23 protein-coding genes are annotated in these 25334 nt (G+C 44.9%); 9 read left to right on the forward strand and 14 right to left on the reverse strand.

What is annotated here, in order from left to right; genetic code table 11:
• Positions 1-27: 27 nt before the first annotated feature.
• From ACQCV8_RS10700 to ACQCV8_RS10725, 6 genes are all read right to left on the reverse strand, one after another.
• Positions 28-438, reverse strand: a complete 411-nt coding sequence (locus ACQCV8_RS10700; protein ID WP_426844620.1) for a hypothetical protein — start codon at positions 436-438, stop codon at positions 28-30.
• A gap of 1029 nt (positions 439-1467) precedes the next feature.
• Positions 1468-3159, reverse strand: a complete 1692-nt coding sequence (locus ACQCV8_RS10705) for a methyl-accepting chemotaxis protein (protein ID WP_426844621.1) — start codon at positions 3157-3159, stop codon at positions 1468-1470.
• A 135-nt stretch (positions 3160-3294) separates the two neighbouring features.
• The gene (locus ACQCV8_RS10710) at positions 3295-4545 is read right to left on the reverse strand and encodes an MFS transporter (RefSeq protein WP_426844622.1); all 1251 of its coding nucleotides are present in this window, start codon (positions 4543-4545) and stop codon (positions 3295-3297) included.
• A gap of 319 nt (positions 4546-4864) precedes the next feature.
• The gene (locus ACQCV8_RS10715; protein ID WP_426844623.1) at positions 4865-5584 is read right to left on the reverse strand and encodes a VCBS repeat-containing protein; all 720 of its coding nucleotides are present in this window, start codon (positions 5582-5584) and stop codon (positions 4865-4867) included.
• Between the two features lie 147 nt (positions 5585-5731).
• Positions 5732-6313 carry a plasmid pRiA4b ORF-3 family protein gene (locus ACQCV8_RS10720; protein WP_426844900.1) on the reverse strand — a complete coding sequence of 194 codons (582 nt, stop codon included), beginning with the start codon at positions 6311-6313 and terminating at the stop codon, positions 5732-5734.
• Between the two features lie 82 nt (positions 6314-6395).
• The gene (locus tag ACQCV8_RS10725; RefSeq protein WP_426844624.1) at positions 6396-6959 is read right to left on the reverse strand and encodes a Uma2 family endonuclease; all 564 of its coding nucleotides are present in this window, start codon (positions 6957-6959) and stop codon (positions 6396-6398) included.
• Between the two features lie 349 nt (positions 6960-7308).
• Between ACQCV8_RS10725 and helD the strand changes: the two genes are divergently transcribed.
• Positions 7309-9660, forward strand: a complete 2352-nt coding sequence (gene helD, locus ACQCV8_RS10730) for an RNA polymerase recycling motor HelD (RefSeq protein ID WP_426844625.1) — start codon at positions 7309-7311, stop codon at positions 9658-9660.
• Positions 9661-9714: 54 nt separating this feature from the next.
• On the opposite strand, the gene ACQCV8_RS10735 is transcribed toward helD, so the two are convergent.
• Both ACQCV8_RS10735 and ACQCV8_RS10740 read right to left on the reverse strand, forming a co-directional pair.
• Positions 9715-10368, reverse strand: coding sequence for a hypothetical protein (locus ACQCV8_RS10735; RefSeq protein ID WP_426844626.1), 654 nt, complete (start codon positions 10366-10368; stop codon positions 9715-9717).
• 52 nt (positions 10369-10420) lie between these two features.
• Complete coding sequence (locus ACQCV8_RS10740; RefSeq protein ID WP_426844627.1) at positions 10421-11083, reverse strand: hypothetical protein; 663 nt, start codon at positions 11081-11083, stop codon at positions 10421-10423.
• A 456-nt stretch (positions 11084-11539) separates the two neighbouring features.
• On the opposite strand from ACQCV8_RS10740, the gene ACQCV8_RS10745 reads away from it, so the two are divergent.
• The 6 genes from ACQCV8_RS10745 to ACQCV8_RS10770 all read left to right on the forward strand — a co-directional run bounded on the left by ACQCV8_RS10745 (position 11540) and on the right by ACQCV8_RS10770 (position 17065).
• Positions 11540-13018: a methyl-accepting chemotaxis protein gene (locus ACQCV8_RS10745; protein WP_426844628.1), complete on the forward strand. Its 1479-nt coding sequence runs from the start codon at positions 11540-11542 to the stop codon at positions 13016-13018.
• Between the two features lie 297 nt (positions 13019-13315).
• The gene (locus ACQCV8_RS10750; RefSeq protein ID WP_426844629.1) at positions 13316-13612 is read left to right on the forward strand and encodes an HMA2 domain-containing protein; all 297 of its coding nucleotides are present in this window, start codon (positions 13316-13318) and stop codon (positions 13610-13612) included.
• An 18-nt stretch (positions 13613-13630) separates the two neighbouring features.
• Complete coding sequence (locus ACQCV8_RS10755; protein ID WP_426844630.1) at positions 13631-14170, forward strand: HMA2 domain-containing protein; 540 nt, start codon at positions 13631-13633, stop codon at positions 14168-14170.
• Positions 14167-16329: a heavy metal translocating P-type ATPase gene (locus tag ACQCV8_RS10760; RefSeq protein ID WP_426844631.1), complete on the forward strand. Its 2163-nt coding sequence runs from the start codon at positions 14167-14169 to the stop codon at positions 16327-16329. The genes ACQCV8_RS10755 and ACQCV8_RS10760 overlap by 4 nt, the downstream gene beginning before the upstream one ends.
• Positions 16235-16807 (forward strand): HMA2 domain-containing protein, encoded by a 573-nt coding sequence (locus ACQCV8_RS10765; protein ID WP_426844632.1) that lies wholly within the window; start codon positions 16235-16237, stop codon positions 16805-16807. Before ACQCV8_RS10760 ends, ACQCV8_RS10765 begins: the two co-directional genes overlap by 95 nt.
• Positions 16808-16834: 27 nt before the next feature.
• The gene (locus ACQCV8_RS10770; protein WP_426844633.1) at positions 16835-17065 is read left to right on the forward strand and encodes a hypothetical protein; all 231 of its coding nucleotides are present in this window, start codon (positions 16835-16837) and stop codon (positions 17063-17065) included.
• A gap of 55 nt (positions 17066-17120) precedes the next feature.
• Here the strand turns inward: ACQCV8_RS10770 and ACQCV8_RS10775 are convergent, their stop codons facing one another.
• The 5 genes from ACQCV8_RS10775 to ACQCV8_RS10795 form a co-directional block, all read right to left on the reverse strand.
• A complete protein-coding gene (locus tag ACQCV8_RS10775) occupies positions 17121-17555 on the reverse strand; it encodes a hypothetical protein (protein WP_426844634.1) in 435 nt (144 codons plus the stop codon).
• A gap of 32 nt (positions 17556-17587) precedes the next feature.
• Positions 17588-17860 (reverse strand): hypothetical protein, encoded by a 273-nt coding sequence (locus tag ACQCV8_RS10780; protein ID WP_426844635.1) that lies wholly within the window; start codon positions 17858-17860, stop codon positions 17588-17590.
• Between the two features lie 195 nt (positions 17861-18055).
• Positions 18056-19630, reverse strand: coding sequence for a limonene hydroxylase (locus tag ACQCV8_RS10785; RefSeq protein WP_426844636.1), 1575 nt, complete (start codon positions 19628-19630; stop codon positions 18056-18058).
• A 270-nt stretch (positions 19631-19900) separates the two neighbouring features.
• Positions 19901-21709 (reverse strand): sensor histidine kinase, encoded by a 1809-nt coding sequence (locus ACQCV8_RS10790; RefSeq protein WP_426844637.1) that lies wholly within the window; start codon positions 21707-21709, stop codon positions 19901-19903.
• Complete coding sequence (locus ACQCV8_RS10795) at positions 21709-22419, reverse strand: response regulator transcription factor (protein ID WP_426844638.1); 711 nt, start codon at positions 22417-22419, stop codon at positions 21709-21711. The genes ACQCV8_RS10790 and ACQCV8_RS10795 overlap by 1 nt, the downstream gene beginning before the upstream one ends.
• A gap of 256 nt (positions 22420-22675) precedes the next feature.
• On the opposite strand from ACQCV8_RS10795, the gene ACQCV8_RS10800 reads away from it, so the two are divergent.
• Both ACQCV8_RS10800 and ACQCV8_RS10805 read left to right on the forward strand, forming a co-directional pair.
• Positions 22676-23638, forward strand: coding sequence for a CPBP family intramembrane glutamic endopeptidase (locus ACQCV8_RS10800; protein WP_426844639.1), 963 nt, complete (start codon positions 22676-22678; stop codon positions 23636-23638).
• 231 nt (positions 23639-23869) lie between these two features.
• On the forward strand, positions 23870-24586 hold the full coding sequence (locus ACQCV8_RS10805) for a CPBP family intramembrane glutamic endopeptidase (protein WP_426844640.1): 717 nt from the start codon (positions 23870-23872) through the stop codon (positions 24584-24586).
• 236 nt (positions 24587-24822) lie between these two features.
• On the opposite strand, the gene ACQCV8_RS10810 is transcribed toward ACQCV8_RS10805, so the two are convergent.
• Complete coding sequence (locus tag ACQCV8_RS10810; protein WP_426844641.1) at positions 24823-25284, reverse strand: stress protein; 462 nt, start codon at positions 25282-25284, stop codon at positions 24823-24825.
• Positions 25285-25334: the final 50 nt, after the last annotated feature.

The raw sequence follows: 25334 nt of genomic DNA on the forward strand, positions 1-25334 counted from the left end.
TCCACCTTGCCGAAGCGCTGAAAACATCTATCGCCACTCCTCAGCCATCTTTTCATCAGGTTTCCAAGCTGCGATGCTCCCCTTCAAATCCTCAAGCTCCAGCAAGTACCGGTATATTTCAGATGAAAAGCACCCGTCCGAGCCTTCTAATCGATAGTAATCCCAGAACTCACCAATCATCTCATCAATGCTTTCCAGCAAATCCGCTTTTCTGGGAGTTCCGGACCAATACCCTTTGTACAGATCCCGTTCCCAGCCGTTCATCCACCCCAAATATTCAAATCTTACCGACTCATAGTCATCTATGTACGGATGATCGTGATCATTCGGAGACTGATCGAATTCTTCATAGCAGTCATCTGAACAAAACCAAAGCCCCTCATTATTAATCCGCCTTGCCATCCCCGGTTCCTTTTTGCACATTTTGCATTTTTTCACTTGCGTCCCTCTCCCTTCGTGACTCATACGAAGCATACAAAAGGGAATTGGATTTTTCTACGGCTTGGGAAATAGGCTGCTTAGGGGCTATGTTGAAACTAGGTGGTGGTGGTAGAGGTGGTGGTGGTGGTGGTGGTTTTGCCTCTGTTCACGGGACTGTACCATTGGAGTTGAAACTTTGTTTGCTTATGGTTGCCTCTGTTTCCGAGCTCAGCACCTTATATTGGAGAAGGTACTATGTGCGCGTACGCTTGCCTCTGTCCCCCGCTCAGTACCTTAAATTGGAGAAGGTACTATGTGCGCGTACGCTTGCCTCCGTCCCCCGCTCTGCTAAAGCGTTAAACCTTTGGCACCAGCCTAAATGAACCCTTGAAGCACACGGGATTTCCAGGCGTGTGCTCTGTCCCCAATATATGGAAAAAAAGGGTCGGAGGATGCCTCCGTCCCTCATTATGTCTACTAGTTTGCCTCTGTCCCCAGCACCTCAAAAGCGTTGGGGCAGTAGGGGTAAGGGAATTCTGCCTCCTTCCCCCGGTGCTTTACCGTAACGGGGGCCGGTGCATTGCGATCTACTCCACATTGAATCTGTTTTTTTATTGGAAGGCCGTTTAAACTAGAAAAACGGAATATCCGAGACTTGCGAAGACCGTTTTGCTGCATTTATAAGCAGCATCAGCCTACTAACAATCAGGATATTGTCCGTATTCTATCATTTATTGTCCGTATTCTTTTTATATTGTCCGTATTCTATCATTTATTGTCCGTATTTTATTTTTATTGTCCGTACTCACCCACATAAAGACTTTTCGACACAAATCGTCAGAATTCGCAACAAATACGCTGTAAGTTTCACTAGTAAATCCATACACTACCTGCGAAAACACATACAGATTAAAAAGAAAAAAGACCAAGAATGCTGATCTTACAGCATTCTTGGTCTTACCTCACATTTCAGGTCAAAATCAAAAACCTGCTTTTCAGAAGGAATCCCTGTCCTCCACCCTGATAAAGCAGTAAAGCTCCTATCAACTACATCTTAAACTTCGCAACGGCCGTTTGCATTGCTTCGGCCATGGCGGCAAGCATGGTTGATGAGGAGGTGATTTCTTCCATGGATGCCAGCTGTTCTTCAGATGATGCAGCGTTCATTTGCGCTCCTTCGAGTGTTTGCTCGGCTACGAGAGAAATGGCTTTGGCAGCGTCGGCGACTTTTTCCATGCTTTTCACAAGGTCTTTCACTGTGCCGGACATGGCTTCCATTTCATCCGCAACACCTTCTGTAGATTGGATGATGCCTTTGAAGGATTCTCCCGCTTTATTGACGACGGTAATGCCCTCTGAGACTTCCCGGGTCGTGGTATTCATTCCTGACACGGCCATGCTGGTGGATTGCCTGATCAGTTTGATGAGGTTTGAAATCTGATTGGCAGAGGAAGCGGATTGTTCTGCTAGCTTTCGAACCTCGTCTGCTACGACAGCGAAGCCTTTCCCTTGTTCGCCGGCCCTTGCCGCTTCGATCGCCGCGTTTAGAGCCAGAAGGTTGGTCTGGTCGGCGATGCCTGTGATGACATCGACAATTTTGCCGATTTCATGAGAACGGCTCCCCAGTTCTTTGATGACATCTGCAAGCTCAGCGACATTCTCCTGAATGGATTCCATTTGCTGTATAGAGGTGACGATGGATTCGTTCCCCTCCAGGGCCTTGTCAGATGCCGTTCTGGCTGAGGCGGAAACCAAATCTGCCCGGCTTGCAATTTGGATGGCGTTTTCTGCCATTTGATCCTGATAGCCAGAGCTTTCACTAACTGCGTTAAGCTGCTTTTCTGAACCGGATGCAAGCTCCTGGGTCACGCTTGTAATGGCCTCGGCCGCCGTACTGCTTTGCTCGGCGCTCGCTGAAAGCTCTTCAGCACTTGCCGCAACCTGCTCAGAAGTCTGTCCGATTTCTTGAATCAGCGTCCTTAAGTTGTCCACCATGGTATTAAAGGAACGGCCGAGAACCCCGACTTCATCTTTCGTATCGGCCTTCACCTTTCCGGCAGCCAGATTTCCGCCGGATACGCTCTCAGCGATAGCGGTCATTTCTTTCAGCGGACTGATTTTTCTCATAAACAGAAGCAAGCTTGATAAGATAACAAGCATTAGGAGAACCATAGAGACAGACGTCATAATTAAATAGTTCTTCATTGCGATGCTCGTTTCTTCCGTTTGGGCATGAGCCCAGTCAGCCAAATCCTTCTGAAATTTATCAATCGGAACTAAGATTTGCGCTTTCCCCTCCTCGTACTCCTTGCCGAAGACTAGCTCTCTTGCTTTATCAAAATCCTCTTCTTCAACCGCTCTCATTGCCGCATCTTCAAGCTGAATAAGCGTGTCTGACTTCTTCTTTGCTTCTTCTACAAGCGAGAGCAGTTCTTCCGGCGCTCCCAGCTCCTTTAACCGAGTAACCACCCGGTCCCGGGTTTTCGTTTCATTGACTTCTTTCCAATAGTTATCCAGATGCTCCTGCTCTCCAAACTGAACATGATTCCGGACTTCATTTGTTAAATAATCAGAGGCAGATTCAAGCTCTGCAGCAAGCTGCTGATATTCAAGCTGCCGGTCAAATGCTTCTCCCCGTCCAATCATGCCGTTTACTAACAAGGTCAGACAGGCAATGATTCCAAGAGACAGCACCAGCACGGAAGCCAAGACGATTTTTAACAACGATGCAATTTTCATTTCGATTCCCCCACATTTTTCTCTACCCACCTTATATCGGCAAAAATTAGGTGATTTGCAGGGGTCGCGGGCTTGTCAATCAACAAAAATTTTCGGTACGTAAAAAACGTACAGCATCAGCTGTACGCTTCCTGCTTACATTCCCTCTTTTAATCCCCTGCTGGCTGCCGGCTTTTTCATGATTGGCAGGAGCGTAATAATTCCGATAAACAGGAGGATGGCGGATGCCTCATAAATATAGACGATGGAAAGATTCGTTTTGAGCCAGCCTGCCGCTGACATTGTGATGACCATCGCCCCCATGAATAAGGGGTTTAGGATCCCATTCACCCTTCCGATAAAGGCTTCTTCCGTATTTTGCAGAATCATCGTGTTGATTCCAATATGGATGCAGGGCATAAACAATCCGGAAAAGAATTGAAAGCCCAGGGTCAGCCAAAGTTCTGTCGACAATCCCATTCCGACCATTCCGATGGCGCTGGCCGCCATTCCGATGGAAAGGAGCATTTGCGGGAGGACTTTTTTGGCGACCGCAATCGTGATTCCCCCTCCTAGAATCATCCCGATTCCAAAGGCAGCCATCAGCCACTGCAGATTTTCTTTAGGAAGGCCGAGCCTCTCCGTGATGAGGAACACACCAAGCGGCTGTGTGAGGCCAATCGCAAGCCCCGCAGCTGCAAAGCAACCGCCGAGCAGAGTTAAGACACGGCTGTTCAGCACATAGCCGAAGCCTTGCTTCATTTCCTGCATCAGCGTCGTTTTCGGTTTTTCCTTTTCCGGCTCCGGATCCTTAGGGAGCATCAGCAGGATTGCAGCTGAAAGCAGGAAGGCCACCCCCATCACACCGACAGCGGCGAGAATACCGTAACGCTGGAAAACGAAGGTTCCAAGAATCGGGCCGAGGATCATAAATAAGGCAAACATGGTCTGATACATGGACATCCCCATTTGGACGAGCTGTTCCGGTACATGGAGCTTAAAGAGCTTCATACCGGAAGGCTGGGAAAATTGAGAAAGAATCGAGGAGATCAAGGTCGCAAAGAAAATCATTTTCCAGCTTCCGAAAAACAAGGTCAGCAGAACGGCAAATACGGAGATGGCGCTAAGCAGATCACACCAGATCATCGTCCTTTTCGGCCGCCATCTGTCAGCAAATGTACCGCCTATGAACGAAAACAGGAAAATCGGAGCAAACTCAGCTACTGAAATAAGCGATACCGCTACCGGATTTTCATTCGTCTTCTCAATTACATACAAAAGAATGGAATAATTCCTTACCCAAATTCCAATCTGGAGAAAAAACACAGACAGCAGAATCGTCCTGATCACTTGATTCCGGAATAAAGCCCCCATGCCGAAATTCTCCTGTTCAGCTGTTTCTGTCATAAAAAAACCTCCTTTTATCCATTCATTCTGGACAGGAGGTTTTGTTTTGATAACAAAGGAAGACAGAAATACCCTAAGGCATTCTGTATTTCAGCATGTCTCAAAAGGCAAAACTAATCCGATCCAGAAAAATAGCTCGTCATTCCCGTTGATGCGCCCGTTTTTCTAAAAAAGAATTAGCTGATCATCGCCCTTTGATCACCCTTCCAAAAATAAGTACGTTCAGTAAACATTTCCAATATTAGCCTAAAACCCTTTGGAATGCAACATACTTTTAAATCAAGCCGCTGCGTTTTTTCACTGTTTTTATCCTTATTAATTACACACCAAATATAGCAGTATATTGATTTTGCAAAGCAAAACCGTCCGCTCCCCATCCTAAAGTATTCTGCATATAGCCCAGCGAATCAGCGTTAAACCTTCCGGCAATTTTTTGATAGGCCAGCAGCTCATACACGCCATCTGAATCAAAATCAACCGGATACAGCCCGCTTAAGGGATTAACAAAGCCGGTTACAGGCATCTTCAAGCGTCCGTCTGCCTCATAAATCTCATTCAAGTACTCCGGGTCTTTTTGTGAAATATCGATTATATAAGTTAGATTGTTGATTTTGCTGACGACCTTTACTTTGTATTGATTCTGAAAGTCAACGGTGTACAGATAGCGTTCATTGTATACATCCGAATCGAAAAGCAGCCGGGGATGGCTGTTTATGAACGAGTAGACATAATGATACATAATTGCGCCGCTTCCGCCCGTGTTGATGCTGATTAAAATATCTGCCACCCCGTTCCCTGTAAAATCTCCTAAAAATAGTGCCGGATCATATCCGGCATTATTCCGGAGCGGGACATTCGTGACCGCTCCCGTTCTTCCATTCTGTACATGAAGGGCAATGTTCTGAACAAACGGACTGCCGGCCGTCTTCTTACCCGTCAAATACACATTGTCCGGGACCCGGTCCCCAGTGACATCCTTTCTGGCAAATGCAACAATCTCCTGCTGATTTCCATTACTCCTGTACATCGATGTGTGCATAAAAAGCCCCTTTCCGCAAAAACCTGTGATGCATCCATTCTATGGAGAAAAAAAGATCACATATGACTGGATTTCCTAAAAAAGATCAGGAGAGGGATTCAAATAAAAAGACACCTGCACCTTCATTTACGGTGCAAGTGCCTGGTCTTAGCATGTAATTTTCGCTAACTTCCGGTTGGCTGCCTGCCTATAAAAGTATTCAGGATCAAATTTTCTTCCGCCTGTATCCTTTTCTGCCCATAACAGCATGTGGTCATGATCTTCATCCTCCGGATCGCGAATCACTCTTAAAAACTCTTCGTAACCCCCTGGTCCTCCAACATCTTCAGGCGGCCGGTGGCGTTCTCCATCCAAACACACAGGATGATGGACTTCCTCCTCCAGCTGGACGGCTTTCTCAAAAATCATTTCATGCTCCCATCCATCCCCAAAATCGTATTCATATGTAAATTGGCAGTATTCATCTATTACCTGTTCTAATTTAAACTTTTTTGGATTCTTCTCTGTTTCGTGAAATTGAAAATCAGGATTTGGAAGGATGACTAGAAAATCTTCAAATTGAAATGAATATTCGTGATAATCCTGCCAGTCAAAGGCAGCTTGAATTATTTTATGCAGCTTATGAAATGTAATCCCACCTGGTACAAGCATTCTTCTCCAAATGGGCGGCTCGATGTGCTGCAGGGTAATTTGCAGCTGATAGTACGTTCTTTTAGTTTTTATTGGAATCCACTCCTGTTCTTAGAATGATCCTTCATAATAAGGTGAGCCAACCGGCCCTCAAGTTCCGTAATCTAAACTGCTTTATGCCTTAATCCCTAAATAAGCTCTCAGCATTTACCCGGAACTCTTCAAACAAACTCGATTGAATAATCCCTGTTTCTTTTACTACATCTTTTTGAACGTATTGATCAGTATCGGATAAGGTATACACCTGTATGGTATGAATGAGCGGATTAACAATCCAGTATTCCTGGACACCGTACTGCATATACAGATTTAACTTCGTAACCAGGTCATGCGATTGGTTCGATGGACTAATAATTTCGATAATGAGAGCAGGGACACCTATATAGTTGTTCTCCCTTAACCCGGACTTGTCACAGATTACCGAAAGATCTGGAATAACCACTTTATTATCTGAATCATCCTTTTTCAACTCAATATCAAATGGTGCATGAAAGACTTCACTCTCTTTCCCTTCTAAAACCTGGTACATCTGCACAAACAAGCGGCCTGAAATGCGCTGGTGGGCAGCTGATGGAGAGGGGGTCTTGTAGATCGCTCCATCTATGTATTCCATCAGTGCATCACTTTGCCCGCGCCTTTTAAAATACTCTTCAATGGGTATATGGTTTTCTTTTGGCATACTCATACTAAAACCATCTCCCTTTTTCATGAATTTCTTTTACTATCTATTATAGCAGGGTTGCCGGCCTCGAATAAATGATCGTTACACCCCACATGATGCCGACTGTTAATAAGCTGTGGAAAAGCAGTTTGTTAAAGCCGCAAAAAAGCCCGGCTTCTGAGAAACCGGGCTTTGGATCGTATCATGTCATTGAAAAAACCTGTATGCTATGGTAAATTTATATAGATAAATTAAATCGAAATCAAATATTACTCAAAGTATCCCTATTATCATTATATCCCCTAACTCCCTACTCCGTCAAACAATATTTTTCATGTCTGTTCATTGAAATACTTACTTAAGGAGTGACTGTATGAGCACAGAACTTCGACAGGAGCAAGAGCGTGTAAACCGGATCATGGATGCCATTTCAGAGCAGATTTTTAACGTGGAGGACGAGACATCAAGGCGCCGCGAGGAAGTTGTGAACATCCGCAAATATTTTTGGGATGAAGTAAAGGTGAATCTGGATACCTTTGATGATTTTCTTGAAACGATTATTGGCTTACGACAAGAGGCTCAAGCGTTGTCTGTCAGCCAAAGCACTCACAGACATGCCTCCAAAAGATTAGCTGCACTGTACCGCATGCAGGAGATCCCTTATTTCGGACGGATTGATTTTGCGGAAGAAGGAGAACCCCATGCAGAACGAATTTACATCGGCATCTCCACCCTGACGGACCCGAGCGGCGAGAATTTTCTTATATACGACTGGAGGTCTCCGGTCTCAAGTGTCTATTATGACTTCCCCCCTGGACCCGCTTCATATGAAACGCCGGGAGGTCCTGTCCGCGGTAAGCTCGAGAAAAAATGGCAATATCTTATCCGTGGCGGCAAAATTCAATCGATGTTCGATACGAGCCTCACCATCGGGGACGAAATTTTACAGGAAGTGCTGGGCCAGGGTACAGACAAACAAATGCACAGCATTGTGGCCACCATTCAGCAGGAGCAAAACCGGATCATCCGCCATGATCGCGGACGAATGCTGATCGTACATGGCGCTGCCGGAAGCGGCAAGACATCGGCTGCCCTGCAGAGGATTGCTTATTTGCTTTATAAATACCGGGAAAAACTGTCTGCCGATCAAATCATTCTCTTTTCCCCTAACTCCTTGTTTAATCACTACGTTTCGAATGTTTTGCCGGAGCTCGGAGAAGAGAACATGCAGCAGGTCACCTTCCAGGAATACTTGGACCACCGGCTAAAAAAGGAAGTGGAAACGGAGAATCCTTATGATCAGCTGGAATTTGTGCTGACAGAAACAGACCTTCCCTCATATGAATACAGGGTTGCCGGCATTTGTTTGAAGGCTACCACCCGTTTTTTTGAAGCCATACTTGCTTACAGAAAATCGCTTGAGGCCTCTGGAATGATTTTTGATGATATCATCTTCCGGGGAAAACCAATCGTCTCCGGAAAACAGATTACTGAAGCTTTCTATAGCCATGAGCCCTCCCTTCGCTTCCCCAACAGGCTGGAAAAACTAAAGGAGTGGCTCCTGAAAGAAATCGATAAAGCGGGCAAGCATGAATGGAATAAGCCTTGGGTGGAAGAGGAAATCGAACTTCTCAGCAATGAAGATTATCAGAAGGCTTATAAGTACCTGGCGGAAAAGCGCGGCTTTAAAGGGGAGGCGATGCATGACTATGAAATGGAGCCTGAAGCGCTGGCCCGCTTAGTTGTCCGGCAAAAATTAAAACCGGTGCGGAAACGGATTAAAACCCTGGATTTTGTCAGGATAAAAGAAATTTATAATCAGTTTTTCACTAATCCCCTAAGCATTCAGGAATGGCTGGACGGGGAACTTCCAGAAGAGTGGCCGGATATTTGCCGTCTGACCGTGAATCAGCTGAAAGAAGGAAAGCTTTTTTATGAGGATGCAACCCCGTTTCTCTTATTGAAGGAGCTAATCCAGGGCTTCCAGACGAACAGCTCTATCAGGCATATTCTTGTAGACGAGGCCCAGGATTATTCTCCGTTTCAATTCGAGTTTTTGAAGCGATTGTTTCCTTCGGCAAGGATGACGGTGCTGGGAGACTTTAACCAGGCCATATTTGCCCATGCCAGTGAGAAGGCTGACTTTAATACGCTCAGCGGTTTATACGGTGCGGATGAAACGTCCGTCATCAACTTGACCCGCAGCTACCGGTCGACCAAACCGATCGTCGAATTTACACGCGCACTCGTACCTAACGGAGAACAAATCCACGCTTTTGAACGGGACGGGGAAAAACCGGTTCTCACCCAGCTGTCCAGCCGGGATCTTCTGCATCGGGTAATCGCTGCGAAAATTCGGGAGTTTCAAGGCCGGCATTACCGCACCATTGCGGTGATCTGCAAATCCGCTGCGGAAAGCGCCGCTGCCTTTGATTCATTAAAGAACTTTGGCGATTGTACGCTCGTGAAAAGCGGGACAAATGAATACAAGCAAGGTGTAGTTGTACTTCCGGCCTATTTGGCTAAAGGAATCGAATTCGATGCGGTCATCATTTACGACGCCTCTGCACATGTTTATGGAGCTGAAAGTGAGCGCAGGCTGTTTTACACCGCATGCACCCGGGCTATGCATGTTCTGCAGCTCTTTAGTGCCGGGAAACCGAGTCCATTTTTTGAAGATGTTTCTTTGGAGAGGTATGAATTGGTTAAGGAGAGGAGGAGCTAAAACTCCTCCTCTTTTTTAGTGGCCATAGGTCCGGCGAAATCCGGCTCACTTAAGCTATAGTCCAAATCGGGCCTGTTCTTCTTGAGATTTTTCTGTTCCTGCATTTTGAGTGAGTGTTGACTTATAATGACGGATGAGTTCTTCCAGCATTAACGGCCTTTGCGTTGAAATTAAAGGGCATGGATGGTAGAAATCCTTCCTGTTCTTATGTGTTTTTCCGAATGAAGGAATATCTGAATCTAAAATTAATTTTATCCAATTATCCTTAATCGTTTTTAAGTGTCTCCACTTGCTCTTATACATGACACCCCATCCTAGAAGAATCCATGGATGCATTTTCAAATCATCAATAGTTATCAAAGACTCTTCTGGATGATATTCTCCGGATGAAACAAGTTTTTCGAACTTTTCGATAGCCTTTATAGAACTGGCATCGCGAAGATTAAACAAATTGTAGATATGCAGCCTTCCTGAAATAGGCTGCTCCCCCTCATAAACTCTTTGGACAAATGAGACAAGCTGCTTCATTGTAGGATCTATTGTTATTTCTGTTATTTCACCAGTTGAACTTCCTGTTGAAGAACCTGGATTAAGCAACAGACACGCTCCTAAGGATTCCGTTGAACTTCCCCATTGAATATAGGCTGATGTTCGAAAGATGTCATTTCCTTTTTGAGTAAAGGTACCGTAAGCAAGTGGTTGAACCATTTCTATCCCCCCATTAACAATCTCCTTTCCAACAACAGCCTCATTACTTGGATTATATTTCCAGAAAAGACTTTAATGCTTTGGTATCATTGATGGTACCGACTGGTCCTGCATATTCCTCTTCGAAACACATAAACCAATAGCCGAATTCATCCGTTTTGCAGATTGCGGTTCTGACTTGATAAGCCTTATCCGGTTTGAAATTGTATGCCTCCACTTTATTAAGATCACTGACAATATCGTAAAACCGGTAGATCATAAGTACATTCGATTTTTGCTCTTTATTTTTTTCGACAATGAGTGAATTTAAGTATTCAATTCGTTCCTTTGATTCAGCAAACTGGATTCCAATTGCATTGTGCGGAATGTAGCCTTCCTCTGTATCTGAGAATAGTTTATCAATGGTGTCTTCATCCTTATCCCACTGATTTTCTCTTTCTAAATGCAGCGCGAGATAGATGTAATTTTCATGGTCCTTTCTTTTATCCCATTTCCACAGTGCCAAATCCATAGGCCTTGAACGGCCTTTTAATCTATCAAATTTTGAATCCTCTATAAATGCGTCAAAACCCAGCATTTCTCCAAGTTTTGAAAAATACTCGATTTCTCTCTGGGTGAACATTGACCGGTTATGAATCTTCGACAGATTAAATCTCCTGTAATTTCGAACATACCCCTCAAAAAATTGCATTAGGTCCAAATACTGTTTATTCACGGTAATTCTCCTTAATGTCTATAGAAAGCATTTTTTATATACCTATAATAACCATATATTCATTATAATACCATATTATATAAGTGATATTCTTTCAGAGGTATTCCATATGATAATTTCAATGATTTTCTTTAAGTAGCTACGAAATGAGCTCATTCCGACTCGTTGAGTTAATAGGAAACTTCAAATTTTCTCTAGTGTCATCATTGAGCTTTGTTAAATTTGCATCTGGAACATGTAATGTATGACTAATGCTCAATATCCTCCTTTAGCAGTGGTGTGACAAATTTTTATAGACATTTTTCGGTAATTAAGTAGTACTATCCTTATCCTATAAAGGTTCTTATCCGGCCTATACTGCACGTTATCAAACTTAACAATAAGTTATTACCCCCTTAAAAATAGTTCTATATAATTATCTTATTGTCGAAAATTGTATAATAAGAGGAGAACAACATGGAACCAATTACTAACTTAGTTGAACAGGACTTGAAGAGAAAAAGCCTTTTGATGTTTATCTTGACCACTTTGATCGCGGCCCTTGGAGGGATTTTCTTCTTTAGCACAGGCGATGTGGGCAGGGGTGTGGTGTACTCTGTTCAACTGGCAGGAGCTGCAGCTGCTTATATTCTATTGGTAGTCATTTGGAAAAAGTATATAGTCTTTCCTTTTGTCAGCATGATTATTTTCATCGCCTCGGTCTTTAACGGAATTTTGATGTTTGGCGGTTCTGTAACTTACTTAGCCATTATCTTCTTCATCGCCGTTTATGTAGCCATCCCTTTCAAGAGGATCATATTTCTCACAGGATACCCGCTTGGGTTAGCAGCTCTCGTGTGCAATTGGCTGTTTGCGGCGGGCGATGATCGTACAATTCTGGATCAATCCTTTCCCGTAATTGCTGCCGCCTATTTGCTGACAGGTATCACGCTGCTCATTTTAATCCATACGAATGAAGCACAATTTAAGAAGCTTCAGGACTTTGTGACAGAGCTTGATAAAGAAGCCACTAACAAAGCACAGAAGAAAACCGAATTAGAGAGCAATGTCTCGAATATGATCAGCAACCTCCAGCAGGTAAACGCCCAGATGCAGACAAACCTGCAGGCAAGTGAGGAGATGAAAACGGCCATTTCAGAAGTGTCAGCCGGGAGCCTTTCACAAAGCGAGCAAGTCATCGATATCGCTCATCATGCAACGGATACGATGAAAGACATGAAAACCTTGTCTGATGCATCCATCAAGCTGTCTCAAGATTCCAATCATGCCAATGAGCTTTCTACAGACGGGGAAGAAAAAGTGAAACAGCTCAGCACCGAGATCTCAGAGCTTCATCGGGTAAACCATGAGCTGAACAGCACTTTTCATGTGCTAACTTCAAAAATTGAAGAAACCAACTCTTTTACAGCGATGATTTCACAGATTACAGAGCAAACAAATTTGCTGGCATTAAATGCTTCTATTGAAGCAGCGCGAGCCGGGGATGCCGGGAAGGGTTTTGCAGTCGTCGCCGAAGAAATTAGAAAGCTGGCTGAAACAACGAGCCAAATGACAGTAAAAATCAATGACAACCTTGCTGAAGTTAATAACAGCAACACGAACGCCCTGGAGAAAATGAAGATCAGCAGTTTAAAAATTGAGAACAGCGTCGCTACAGCAAATGATGTGTTATCCAGATTCTCCAGATTAACGGCTATCCTTAAAAACAGCAATGAGGAGTTTTATCATTTTCAGGATCTATCAAAAGATGTAACGAATAAATCATCGAAAGTAGAAATGGCCACAAATGAACTGGCCGCTATTCTCGAACAGACGACAGCAGGACTGCAGGAAATGGGCGCCACCATCGAAGCTCTAAGCGATGATTTCAAAAGAATTTCTTATTTTATGAATGACACGACTGAAACAGCAGAAGCACTGAAGAGCACATTTTAACTTTTCAGACTGGGAATGGATTATAGGATAAAACCGTAAAAAAACTCAGTTCAAATCGAACTGAGTTTTCCTGTATTCACTGCTTATTATTCCTGCAAATTGAAAAACACCTGGCCATCCATCATTTCTAGTAATTTCAGCTGGTTTAATTCAACTAGAATCCTAATCTCCTGCAGTCCATTTATTATAAGGCGCAGTGACTTTAGTCACGTTATAACAGGAAAATATTGACTACTAAATGAATTAGATATAAAATTCAGAAAAGTATAAAAAATACATGAAAAAGGGGTATGGAATTTGCTGACTGCCGTTCGGGATTTTTTTTTCGCAAAAAGAATGAACACTGTACTTCAAAGAAATGGAGTTTTCTTAAAACACTTTATACCCGGCAGGATGAGGCTGCTGTTTCCAAATTGGAGAGACTACGAAAAAAGAATGTGGATGCTAATTGAAGAAATGAAGCAGGATCCGGATATTCATTCCATCGATTTTACAAAAGAGACTGGCTCCGCTCTTATCCTATTTAATCCGGAAGCTGCTGCCCAGCCGCTTGCTCTAAAACGATGGCTTCGTGTTATCGAAAAATACACATAAGAGGCGGGGTCAAACCATATGATAAAAACAATGCTTGGAATTGGAGCTTCATTAGCTGCTCCGAAAGTTCTATCAGCCATAAAAGATCAAAAAGTAAATGTCGTCCACGCTATTCCTGGACGAGTGCGCCTTAAATGCGACAGATGGAAGAATGAGGTGACAGCTTCCAATCTTACCCAGGTCTTTACTGAAGTCCCGATTGTAAAGAGAGTCGAAGCCTCTGCTGTTACAGGTACGCTTTTGATCGAATTCCATGAGCCGACTATAACACAGGAGCAATTTGATGAGATTGTACAAGGAGCGGTGAACACATCTGTCGCCTCATATCCTGAGGTTCAGTCTAACCTCGCTCAAATTCTATCAAACTTGTTGAAGACCCTTGACTCAGGACTAAAAAAGCAAACAGCTGGCCGGGTGGATACGGATTCTCTATTATCTGTCCTCCTTATTGTAAGCGGTTTATTAAAATTGCCGGCAAACCCTGTTTATTCAAGCAGCCTGCTTTATTGGGCCTACACTATTATTTCTAAAGACAAAAAGGAAAGGAATGGGACATGAATTCACAGATTGAGATTTTGCACTCCATTCCAGGAAGAACAAGAATCAAATGGAACGGCGTTGAGGATTCAATCTCCAGTATTGAAGCAAAGCTTAGGTCCATTCCCGGAGTCATTTCAGCCTTATATTCTCCCATCTCCCGCTCCGCTGTCCTTCACCATTCTTCCAAAGCCCTAAGCAGAAAACCTGAACTTATCTCTAAAGAATACTCACATAGCCAGGCGCAGACATCCTCTTCAGCTTTACTATCGGTAAGTGGACTCGCAATCGTAGCGTCCGCTTATGCAACTGAAAAATTGCTCGGCTTGCCGCCGTTTTTAACAGGGAAATGGGCAAACCTTTTTACACCCTCTGCACTTGCAGTTATGTATGCTTCCAGAAACATCATTTCTAATGGAATCAAATCATGGAGGAAGCCTAATCCTGATTTACTTACTTCCACTGCCTTAATTGCGTCTATATTAAAGGGAAGCCCCCAGTCCGCTCTTGTTATTTATGTAATGTCGTCCATTAGTGAATGGCTGATGGATTTTACTTTAAACCGGACAAGAGGACACATAAGGGAAATGATGGAAGTTAAAACACCACATGCCTGGCTGGTGACGGAAGATTTACAGGAAATTAAAGTCGAGGCAGATAAGGTTAAAGCGGGAGACCATGTTGCAGTTTTTCAAGGTGAAAAAGTTCCGTTTGACGGTACCGTAGTCAGTCACAACGCACAGGTTGACCAATCATCAATAACTGGCGAATACACACACGTTCATGTATCAGAGGGATGCTATGTTTACGCAGGCAGCATCGTTACCGAAGGAAAAATAGGAATTAAGGTAGATAAAATTGGTGCAGATCTTACTGTGAACCGAATGATTAGGCTAATTGAAGAAGCTCAGGATAACCAAGCACCTATTCAAACGGTATCTGAACGTTTCACTAACAAAATGGTTCCATTTTCATTTATTTTGGCAGGCCTTATCCTCATTATCACGAGGGATTGGAACCGTGTCCTGAACATGCTGGTCATTGATTATGTTTGCGGCGTAAAGCTCTCCACTGCCGCCGCCATCTCAGGAGCCATCGGAAAGGCCGCTCAAAATGGAATTTTAATTAAAGGCGGTCACATTATTGAAAAGCTGGCCAAGACAGATACGGTTATTTTTGATAAGACTGGAACCGTTACAGAAGGCAAACCGGTAGTGACAGAAATTCTAACGGTTAATGGCTTTTCAGAGGAACAGCTGCTGGCTTATGCGGCTTCTGCAGAAGAGCACTCCTCACACCCGATTGCTGAGGCCATCTTAGCGGAAGCGAAAATTCGTGGAATTGCGATTCCTGACCATGAGGACGAGTCCGTAGAAAATTATGTAGGGAAAGGTGTTTCCGTTTCGATCGAGGGAAGACACGTAATTGTTGGCAGCCGAAATTTTATGGATGATCATGGGATTGCATTACCGGGGCAGCTTCAAACTGGTGTGTATGCAGCAATGAACGGTAAGCTGATGGGCGTAATCGAAATAGAGGATAAAATCAGAAGCGGCATGAACCGCTCAATAACCCAGCTGAAGAGAAACGGAATCGACGAATGCATTATGCTTACCGGGGACTACGAACAGGCTGCCAAAAAAGTAGCATCCCGAATCAGTGTAGATGAATACATTGCAGAGGCGATGCCTCAGGACAAAGCAAACATTGTACGGCAGCTGAAAAAAGATTATGAGCGGACAATTATGATGGTTGGCGATGGAATCAATGATGCCCCTGCCCTGGCATACGCAGACATCGGAGTCACCATCGGTTCAAAAAAAACAGACATTGCAATGGAAACGGCAGATGTTGTCATTCACTCTGATAACCCGATGCTGGTAAGCGAAGCCATTAATATTTCAAAAGAAACGATGCAGATCATGAAACAGAACATCGCCGCCACTTTGATTATTAATACAGGCGCCATTTTACTTGGAACCTTTGGGATCATCAGGCCTGTTGCCGGTGCTGCCATCCACAATGCGGCCACAATTGCTGCAGTTCTCAACAGTGCCAAACTTATCTTTTCAGGAGGTAAGCCGAATGTATTTCAAATACCGAATCCTTCATTCCATAGCAGGCAGAATGAGATTGTCGGTTCCGGCACTGGCAGCCGTGGCCGAGCACTCAGCCATTAAAGAGATGTTTGAATCCATTAGAGGGATTGTACAAGTAAGGATTGAACCGGTAATCCAATCACTAATTATCCACTACAACAATCAGATTTTAACTAGCAAACATGTTCTCCGGTATGTTAGTCTCTTCTTCCAAGGTTTTGTTGAATCTAAGGTTCAGACACCAGGCAGCACCAAAAAAACAGCCGCAGATCTTCTTAGATCCTTTATTTCAGGGGCTCTGCTCCTGGCCGCATTTTTACGGAAACATGGGAAACGCCGACCTGATGCCTTTGATTATCTGGTCGTCATCTCAACATCTTACACTGTGTTATCCCACGGAGAGAACAAACTAAGCCACCCCGATGTCCTGACAGGTATTATTTCCATGCTGTCTCTCGGCGCAGAAAATATCCTGCAGGTAGCTATGGTTACCTGGATTGTCAATTTGCTCGAAGTATTTAGTGATATGCGAAGAAGCTCTCTGCTTCTCCAAATATAAAATCAACTTTCAAGGGGATGAAGGAAAATGAATTTTAATCGCGACTTTTTAATGGGATTTATTTCAGGAACTGTAGTTGGAGCAGTCGGCTACCGAGTATATGAACAAAACAATGGCCAGCTTAGAAGTCTTGTTCAGCAGGCACCGCAAGTAAGTTTTTCACCAGGAAAGGCAGAGCTCAGCATTGAAGATCTTGTGTCTCAGAAAGAGCGACTGGAAGACTTGATTGCAGAAAGACAGGCGGTTGGAGCAAGATAATAGTGGGGAAATAAGATAGGACAGGCGTTTTAAGCCTGCCCTATCTTATTTTAGACTATATCTTTTTATCTCTGCTTAGAATCAACTTTCTAAGCTTATTTGTCGTATGAGTAGAGGTGAGAAAAACCGCATCATCGGTAACATAGCTAAACGTACTTGGCGTCTCTTCCTCTCCCAGCCATAAATGGATGCCATGAGGAGGAAATTCCTCTCCATACTCTATAGCCAGATCATAATCAGGCGTCTCCCTTGTTCCTGAGGAGGAGGAATCCTTTACTGCGGTCTTTATAGCTTGTTCGAAAATCCAGGTTTCATCCTGGTCCGTAAAAGAAAACAGAATATCCTGGTTCATTTCCCCTGCTCCTTTTGATACGGAGACATTTACCTCTGAAATTTGTTCATCCAGAAGCACCATTGTCTCCTTTTGCATGCAGGCCGCCGCGAATATCATCATAACTGCAATTGAGGCGGTTGATAATAATGCTTTCATATCGGTCTCCTTATGTAAGTATATAGGGCATTCTATTCAGACTTTATAAATCCTATCTTACTATCCAAGTGGTTGATTTTATTCACTTCAAACTTTTCGCAAATATATTGTATGATGCCCTCATATTCCTCACCAAATGCAAGGATGGGGTTACTCATGAATGATATGGACTGCTCGTCATCATAGATTCTAGCTTTTATTAATTCTTTGTCTCTATAAAAAATAAGATGGATTCCTTTATGGTAATACTCATATAATCCATCTTCGTCCCTCTCACTTTTGTCCTCAAAATCGACCCAATCCATTTTGTAAATATTCCCATTAATATAGATAGATTCCAACCATGTTCAACTCACTTTAAACGATGAATGTGTTCTTGGGTTAGCAGTTATTTGGATACGTTGGATACGTAGCCAATAAATACGAAATGGCCTGCACATCATTCCCTGAAGCATGAATAGTCAGCTGCATGTTAACACTTCTTTCCTTTTCTATTTCGCTTACGCCAGATTCTTCGCCTCTATTAGACTCCCAAATCTTTCTTTAAGGGAAGGGTCAGGCTCGATTTCATAGAGCTTTTTCACATCATCCATTAATTGAGGATTCCAGGAAGAAACTGGCCACTCTTCCAGTGCATTTAGTGCCATATTCCGGTTTCTTACGACTGCGCTGTTTAGACCGGCGGAAATCAATTTGTGGCCTGTGCCTTCAAACCGGTCCAGTTCCTGCAGGATAAAGTCCAAACAGCTGTGAGCTTGCAATTCCTCCCCCAGTCCCATTTCTTCCTGCGGGCCCGCAGCAATTTCATCGAGAGGAAGATGGGCTTCAGCAAAGGCAGCGAGGACTTGGACACGGTCTTGATTGTCCGTTTTCATGAGTTCAAAATACAGCCCTTCATCAAGTGGGCTCGTCTGGAGCTGGCTGAATAGTTCCTCCCATAAATCCACCCCAAGCATTCGGGCAGCATAATAGCCGTGCTGCCGGCCGCTTGAATCAGGAGCCTTCACAGCTAGCCAAATGAGGGCTTCCCAGTGAGCCTGGTTCATGATCCTTTCGCAAATCTGCAGCTGTCTCTTTTGTTCCCCGTTTGACCACTGATTGGAGTGCCTGTCCATCCAGCCTTCCTCGTCACTCAAAAACTGATGCAGATCTAAAATCACAGCCAAATGCTCCAGAGTATGGCACAATCGTTCAGAATGCCGTAAGTATTCACCAGTGACAAAAGGGGCGTGTTCATAGTCATCGATATCTTCTGCAGGTCCGCCGGAGATTAAGGCGGAAAGGATACCGCCGGCCCCTTCGTACAGCGCCGGATCCAAGTCCTTTGATGCAATCGCCTTATGCAGCTCCCCGTTCACGGCACAGGTGTAGGCCAAATACTCATGCATGATATCATTTTTATAGCCTTCTAAAAGCAGCCAGTCCTTTATTTCCTGCGTATTTGGCGAGAGCCGTTCAACTAAATGGATTTTCCCCCACCCATCGACAGACTTAGCTAATTCAAACAGCTTCTCGTTCCCGCTGCTGCTGTTTTGAATAGCCGTCGCAGAAAACAGAGTGAACTCATCATGTTTTCCTAACGTCATAATCAGCTCCAAGTGGTCGTCCGTTTGAAAAAGGCCAAGCAGCGCAATTCCGAACTTTACCGGATTCCGGTGAGCTCCCTTGGAAGCGAACCAATACGCTTCTTCATACAAATTCGAAGGATCTACATCTTCCTTCTTGCGTAACGATTCCAAAACCTCGTCAATCATGCTTAATACATCTTCCTTCATTAATAGAAGATACAGTTTTCTCCTTATGTTTCTGGAAGGATGATGGCTCTGCATTGCAAGGAGATCGACAAGTTCAGCTGCCGCTGCCTGATTTTCATCCGGAGAGGCATGATGACCAAGTGCTCCATCCAATCCGCCCGATACCCAGCGAACCGGCTCCCCCTCCCAAAATTCTTCATCATCCGGTAAAGCTTCATTCTGAAGTTTTCCATTGCCATCCAGATTTGCTTTTACCGCAGTATATAGAGATTTCTTCCCCATCCAGGGGTAGAAGTTACGATTCAGTAACTGGCGAAACATCCTCCTCACCTGACCTTCAGCTAGTTTATTTTATTATACCAATTGTTGGTACTTGTGTTGAGATGGATTTATCCATGCAGAAATTTCCTTCTGAGGAAAATCGTCAATGATAAGTCAAAATGGGGGTGTTATATGATCCTAATGTTTTACCAAACACGGGTAAAGCTGAAAAAATGATAAATGGCGGGATTCGTTACTCTGCCCTAAAAAACACGAAAACAGCGCTTCGTTTTGCTTGGATTTTGATTATTTTGGATCGGTAATCTTACTTCATGAAGAATCTTCCTGATAATTCCTCAGCTCTCCCGTATTTTTGCCTGCCGGACTATTAAAAAACTCCTGCTTCCCTTCCAGAGGAAAATTGAGCCGGAAAACAGTCCCCTTATGCTTAACAGAAGAGACATGAATGCTGCCGCCATGGAGCTCGGCGATGGCGCGGGCGATGCTCATGCCGAGGCCGGCGCCTTCTGTTCGCTCGTTGGTGCTTGTGCCGCGGAAGTAGCGGTCAAAGAGGTGCCGGACCGTTTCTTCGTCCATCCCCGCACCATCGTCAGAGATGGTGACAATGGCGGATCCGCCCTGCCTGCTGACTGAGGCGGTTATGCTTGTGCCTTTTGGGTTATGCTTGATGCCGTTATAGATCAGGTTATCGAGCATCCGCTCAAACCAGCGCCGATCCGCATGGATGTAAAGGTTTGAATCTGTGCTTTTAAAATGAAAGGGAACCTCTTCAAGGGTACGGTCGTTGGCAAATTTAAGAAGGATGTCCCTTACAAGTTCATTCAGTTCGGCTGGCTTCAGCTGATGGGGGAGTGATTGGTTTTTGAGCTGGAAGGCTAGGGAGAAGTCCTCAATCAGGGATGTCATATAATCCCCTTTTTCCCTGATCATCTGTCCCACGTCCTGAAGCTCTTCTTCTGTCCAGCGGTACTGTCCGCTTTCAAGCAAATGGGCATAGCCTTGGATTGTTGAAAGAGGTGTCCTAAGGTCATGGGAAATGCCGGTCATCCACTCTTCACGCGTTTTTTCCAGCCGGTCTCTTTCCTTGTCTGCGGCAGAAAGCTTCTCGGCCATTTCATAAAAAGCCCCGATTACTTCTTGATAAAGCTTGTACCTCAGGCGCACCACCCCATTGCTCTTGAAGACTTTTTTGCGCTCTTTTTCTGTGAGTACTTCCCCGTATATTCCTTGACCCATTCTTTCAAGCCAGCTGGTGAAGAGAAGGAGGGGCTGGCTGTACCTGAAGCCCTGCCAGAAGGAAATGCCTAACGTTAAGGTGAGCAGGACAACTGCTGCGATAATGATGAGCCTTATCATTTCGGAAAAAATGGAGAAGGCCACTGGCTCTGCACCTTGCTTCGGTGTATTTAGAATCCATGTGAGACCGGATTTCGGATCAATGAAGATCGTTGAGTTCGTATCGAATTTCCCCGGTAACGTTGTCCTGACTAGCACGTCCAGCGGCTTGTAGTCCTTTTTCACTTTTCCAGATCCGGTCGACTGAACAACTTTCCCCTCCTCGTTGATCACCTGGATGGAGCCTTCTATTTTTTCTAATTCCTTTTCCAGCTTCACAATGTTTTCACCGGAAATCCTGCCATTGCTTGAATATAGTGAAAACCAGCGCTGGAGGCTTTCCCGCTCCTTGTTTTCATATCCAAGCATATAAAAATAAGGATCTTTAAAGGTGGTGTCAACCTGGGAGTATACGTAGAAACCTTCATAATAGTTCGTTTTTTCAATCTGCAGAATCTCGGCGACTGAGTAGGAGTCTGGAAGGAGTCCAGGTGTATTTTCTGACCCGATGACGTCTCCTTCCATATCAACAACCTGCACCCAGAGATTTCGTTCTCGCAGCTGTTTTTTCCACTCATCACTTATGGTGGCCTTATTTTCCTGTATCTGCGTATCGACTGCAATGTTTTCAAGGGCGCCGGCAGGGAAGTTTTGCTTCATTGTTTCTCTGTTTAAATGCGTCAGAAGCACAAATAGAAGTACGAGAGAAATAATTGAGACAAAAACAATGATGGAAATGAACTGAAGAGAGAAGTGTAGAGCCAGCCTCCGCCTTAGTGACATCAGCCCTTTTTCCCCTTGATGAGCTTGTAGCCCAGTCCGCGCACGGTCACGAGCAATTCAGGATTGCCCGGGTCTTTCTCGATTCTTTCCCGGATCCGCCGAATATGTACAGTAACGGTATTGTCATCCACATAGCTGTCAAACCCCCATACCGCTTCAAGCATCTTCATCTTTGAGATGACGGTATTCGGGTGCTGGCAAAGATACTGCAGCAGGAGGAATACCTGGGCAGGTGTCTGCACGGCCTTGCCCTCGACCATCAATTCCCCTGCCCCTTCGTCCAGGATAAAGCGCCCGAAATCATGCTTCCTGCCGGGCTCTTTTAAGGAAGAAGAGGGAGCCTGGTTCCGCCGGAGCCTCGCCTTGATCCTCGCTGCGATTTCAAGCGGGTTGAAGGGCTTGGTTATGTAATCGTCCCCGCCGATCGCAAATCCTGTCAGCACATCAAGGTCGGACACGCGTGCTGTCAAAAAGAGAATATAAGCATCGGAGATTTCCCTGATTTTCGGACAAATCGTGAAACCGCTCTGTCCGGGAAGCGTAACATCAAGCACCACGATATCGATCGGATGACGGGACACGCACTCAAGCGCCTCTTCTGCAGTATAAGCTGTATGTATATGGCTGTATCCTTCTTTTCTCAGAATGGTTTCCATTAATTTTACGATTGATTTTTCATCGTCTACTAACAAAATTTCCGCATTCTCCACTTTTATCCACCTCGGTATTATGGTAGCACACGAACCTTACCGGCATATTAACAACTTTCCAAATAGTTTATCAGAAAGTAAACTTCTGTTTCTTCAAGGGAAATAGAGGCGAACTATACTGAGTAATAGAATGTAAACTTCCTAATGGTTAGGAAGGAGTTTGAAAAATGAACAATTCACTAAATAAGTCCACGGTCCCCTACTGCATGATGGAGTCTTTAGAAAAGGAAAAATACTAAACCAGAGGATGAATACGATGTCACAAGAAAAAAGAAATGAAGTAGAAAACAATGCAGCTGAAGGGGCAGTTTTGAAGAATGCCCGGCCGGCCTATGACAGCACGAGGCCATTCGGTGCCCACATCCGTATGAGCTGGTGGAAGCCACTCGCAATCATCGTGGTCCCGTCGGTGCTGCTGATTGTCGTGCAAGTCTTGTTCCGCATGGTCGTCGGCCTCATTGAAGGCAGCGACGAACCGCTGTCAGCTGCCTATACACCGTTGAGGTATCTATCCGACAGCTTGAGTATAGGGGTCACAGGAGTACTTGCGGTCTTGCTCTTCGTCTGGATGGCCAAAGTGCCTTGGCGCAGCCTGCTCAGCTCACCGCGGGGATGGGACAGAAAACGCTTTGTGCAGTACCTGATCGGCGCGGCACTGCTGGTCGGTGCCGGGAATGGTGTAGTCGCGCTCGTCGCACCCGAAGCTACGGGATGGACGACCTTCGGTTTCACTGGCACAACGATGGCCATGCTTGTCGTCACCCTCTTTTTCACTCCGATCCAATCCGCGGGTGAAGAGCTGATGTATCGAAGCGCCGTCATGCCGGCCGCTGCGTCGTGGGTTCGTCCAGTCCTCCCTGCCTTGGCATTCGGGCTCTTGATCTCCAGCCTTCACTTCGCGGTCATGCACGGCTCGACCGACCCTTGGCTGTTTGGCTACCTCTTCGTTTTCGGTGCCTCAACAGCGTTAATAGCGATCATCAGCCGCGGCATGGAAGCGTCGATTGCGTTCCACATCGCCAACAATGTCATGGCCTCGACCGTCAACTCGCTCATGGCGGGCGGCGAGGTATTTACTCTGGACCGTTCCACTGAAACAGGGGGTCCCTTCCTGCTCATCCTAGTCGCAGTCAATGTCGCTATGGTCGCACTTGTGTGGATACGCGAACGGCGGGCTGGTGCTGCAGAGCAGACGGGATTGACGAATGATATGAAATAGATACTTAAAATGTACCCTTATTACAATCCACATACTAGGTATGGAGCAGGTATTTTTAAGAGTAACAGCCTTTCCGTTCAATCGAGTGTAACCTTTCCCGGGAGTGTTGCGTTTCATTCATGAAGTGAAATGAGATGATCAATCCATTTATGAAAGAATAAGAGTTTTACCATGCCATTGTTTTACAGGATTGCAGCATACTAGCGCTTTTCCATGAAGGGGTGACCGTCTATGTTAACGTCCAATCCGTTACATACATCAGGAAAAACTGTAAGGAAAAGCAAAGAGCCCGGATGGCCTGAAATCAGTGTAATGGGCCTTGCCTATTTTCTACTAGTGCTGGGGATTGCCCAAATCATTAACATGACCACAGAGGATGCTTCGGTTATAAGCGGGATTAGTTTTGCTGCATTATCAGCCCTAGCCGGACTAGGTGCTTTCCTTGCGGCTTATGTTTTACGTATTCGCTCAAGGGAAGCTTTTGGCATCCGGGGGACATCTGTAAGGTGGCTGCTGGCTGGCATCGGCTTCGGGATCGGTGTCTTATTCGTCACTCGTATTTTCGCTCTGGTTATGTTTTATACAGGAGTCAGCGGCAATGACACCCAGGCGTCTTATGAATCCGCAGCGAGCGGAGGAACCCTTGCATTTATCGCTCAATTTCTGATGATTGCTGTACTGACACCGCTTGGTGAAGAATTTGCTTTCCGCGCTGTTTTAACCAATGCGCTGAAAAAGTATGGTCCATGGATCAGCATTATTGGCAGTGCTCTTATTTTTGCTGCGGTCCACGGTTTGAATGAAGTATGGGTTTCTGCGTTTGTGACTGGTTTGGCCGCCGGTTATTTGTTTTACCGGACGGGCTCCGTCTGGCCCGGGGTTATCGTCCATGCGACCTACAATGGATCAATTACCATCCTGACTGCAGTTGTGGCGAATTATCTTTGATTTAGAACTTAGTTGTTGATTGCAGCTGGCAGACTTTCGCTTTACACAGGGAGGACGTCTTCCGCTCCAATCAACGAGTGTTACTAATCAATATAGTGCTTTTAAAGCAGGCTTTTATGAATTCGCGAAACGTAAATAGCAGGTGCTGATTCAATAACTAATCCAGGCCGAATCTGTACAAAGGAGAAAAGAAGCGAAGACGATTGTCCGCGCTTCTCTTCCTCTATTCATACTTTTTAAGGTTTGGAAAATTTAACGGTCATATCGTCCCGTTCAAACCAGCCTCTAAACGCCCAGTTGATATATCCTCCATCGCCTTCATTCGTGAATTCTCCATCTTCGAACACCCAGACACCGAAGGTCACCCCGTCATATTCTACCGTTTCGAAGAATTCAACACCGTTTAGTTGCTCATCATATCCCTGGCTTAAGTTCATCACCATTACATTGTAGTTCTCATCTGCAGCATAAAACGCATTTTCCATGGCGCCTTTCACAAATCCGTCGCGGTTTTCCGCTGTTTTAACAGCGTTTGCAATCGCTTCTCCGATGGCTACTGGATCAACAGGAATTTCGGCACTGGCTTCTGCTGATTGAGCAGGAGCGGCGGAAGTGCCATTAGCTGGAAGAGCTAATGGAGCAACCAGTACAGATAATCCCAAAGCAGAGGTGACAACAGTACGTTTTAGGTTTTTCATAAAATCTCCTCCAATTCATTGTTTTGTATTACATTGATTTTCTACCCTTT

Origin of the sequence: Metabacillus sp. 84 (genome assembly GCF_050107715.1) — a bacterium.
In the GTDB taxonomy this organism is placed as follows: Bacteria; Bacillota; Bacilli; order Bacillales; family Bacillaceae; genus Metabacillus_B.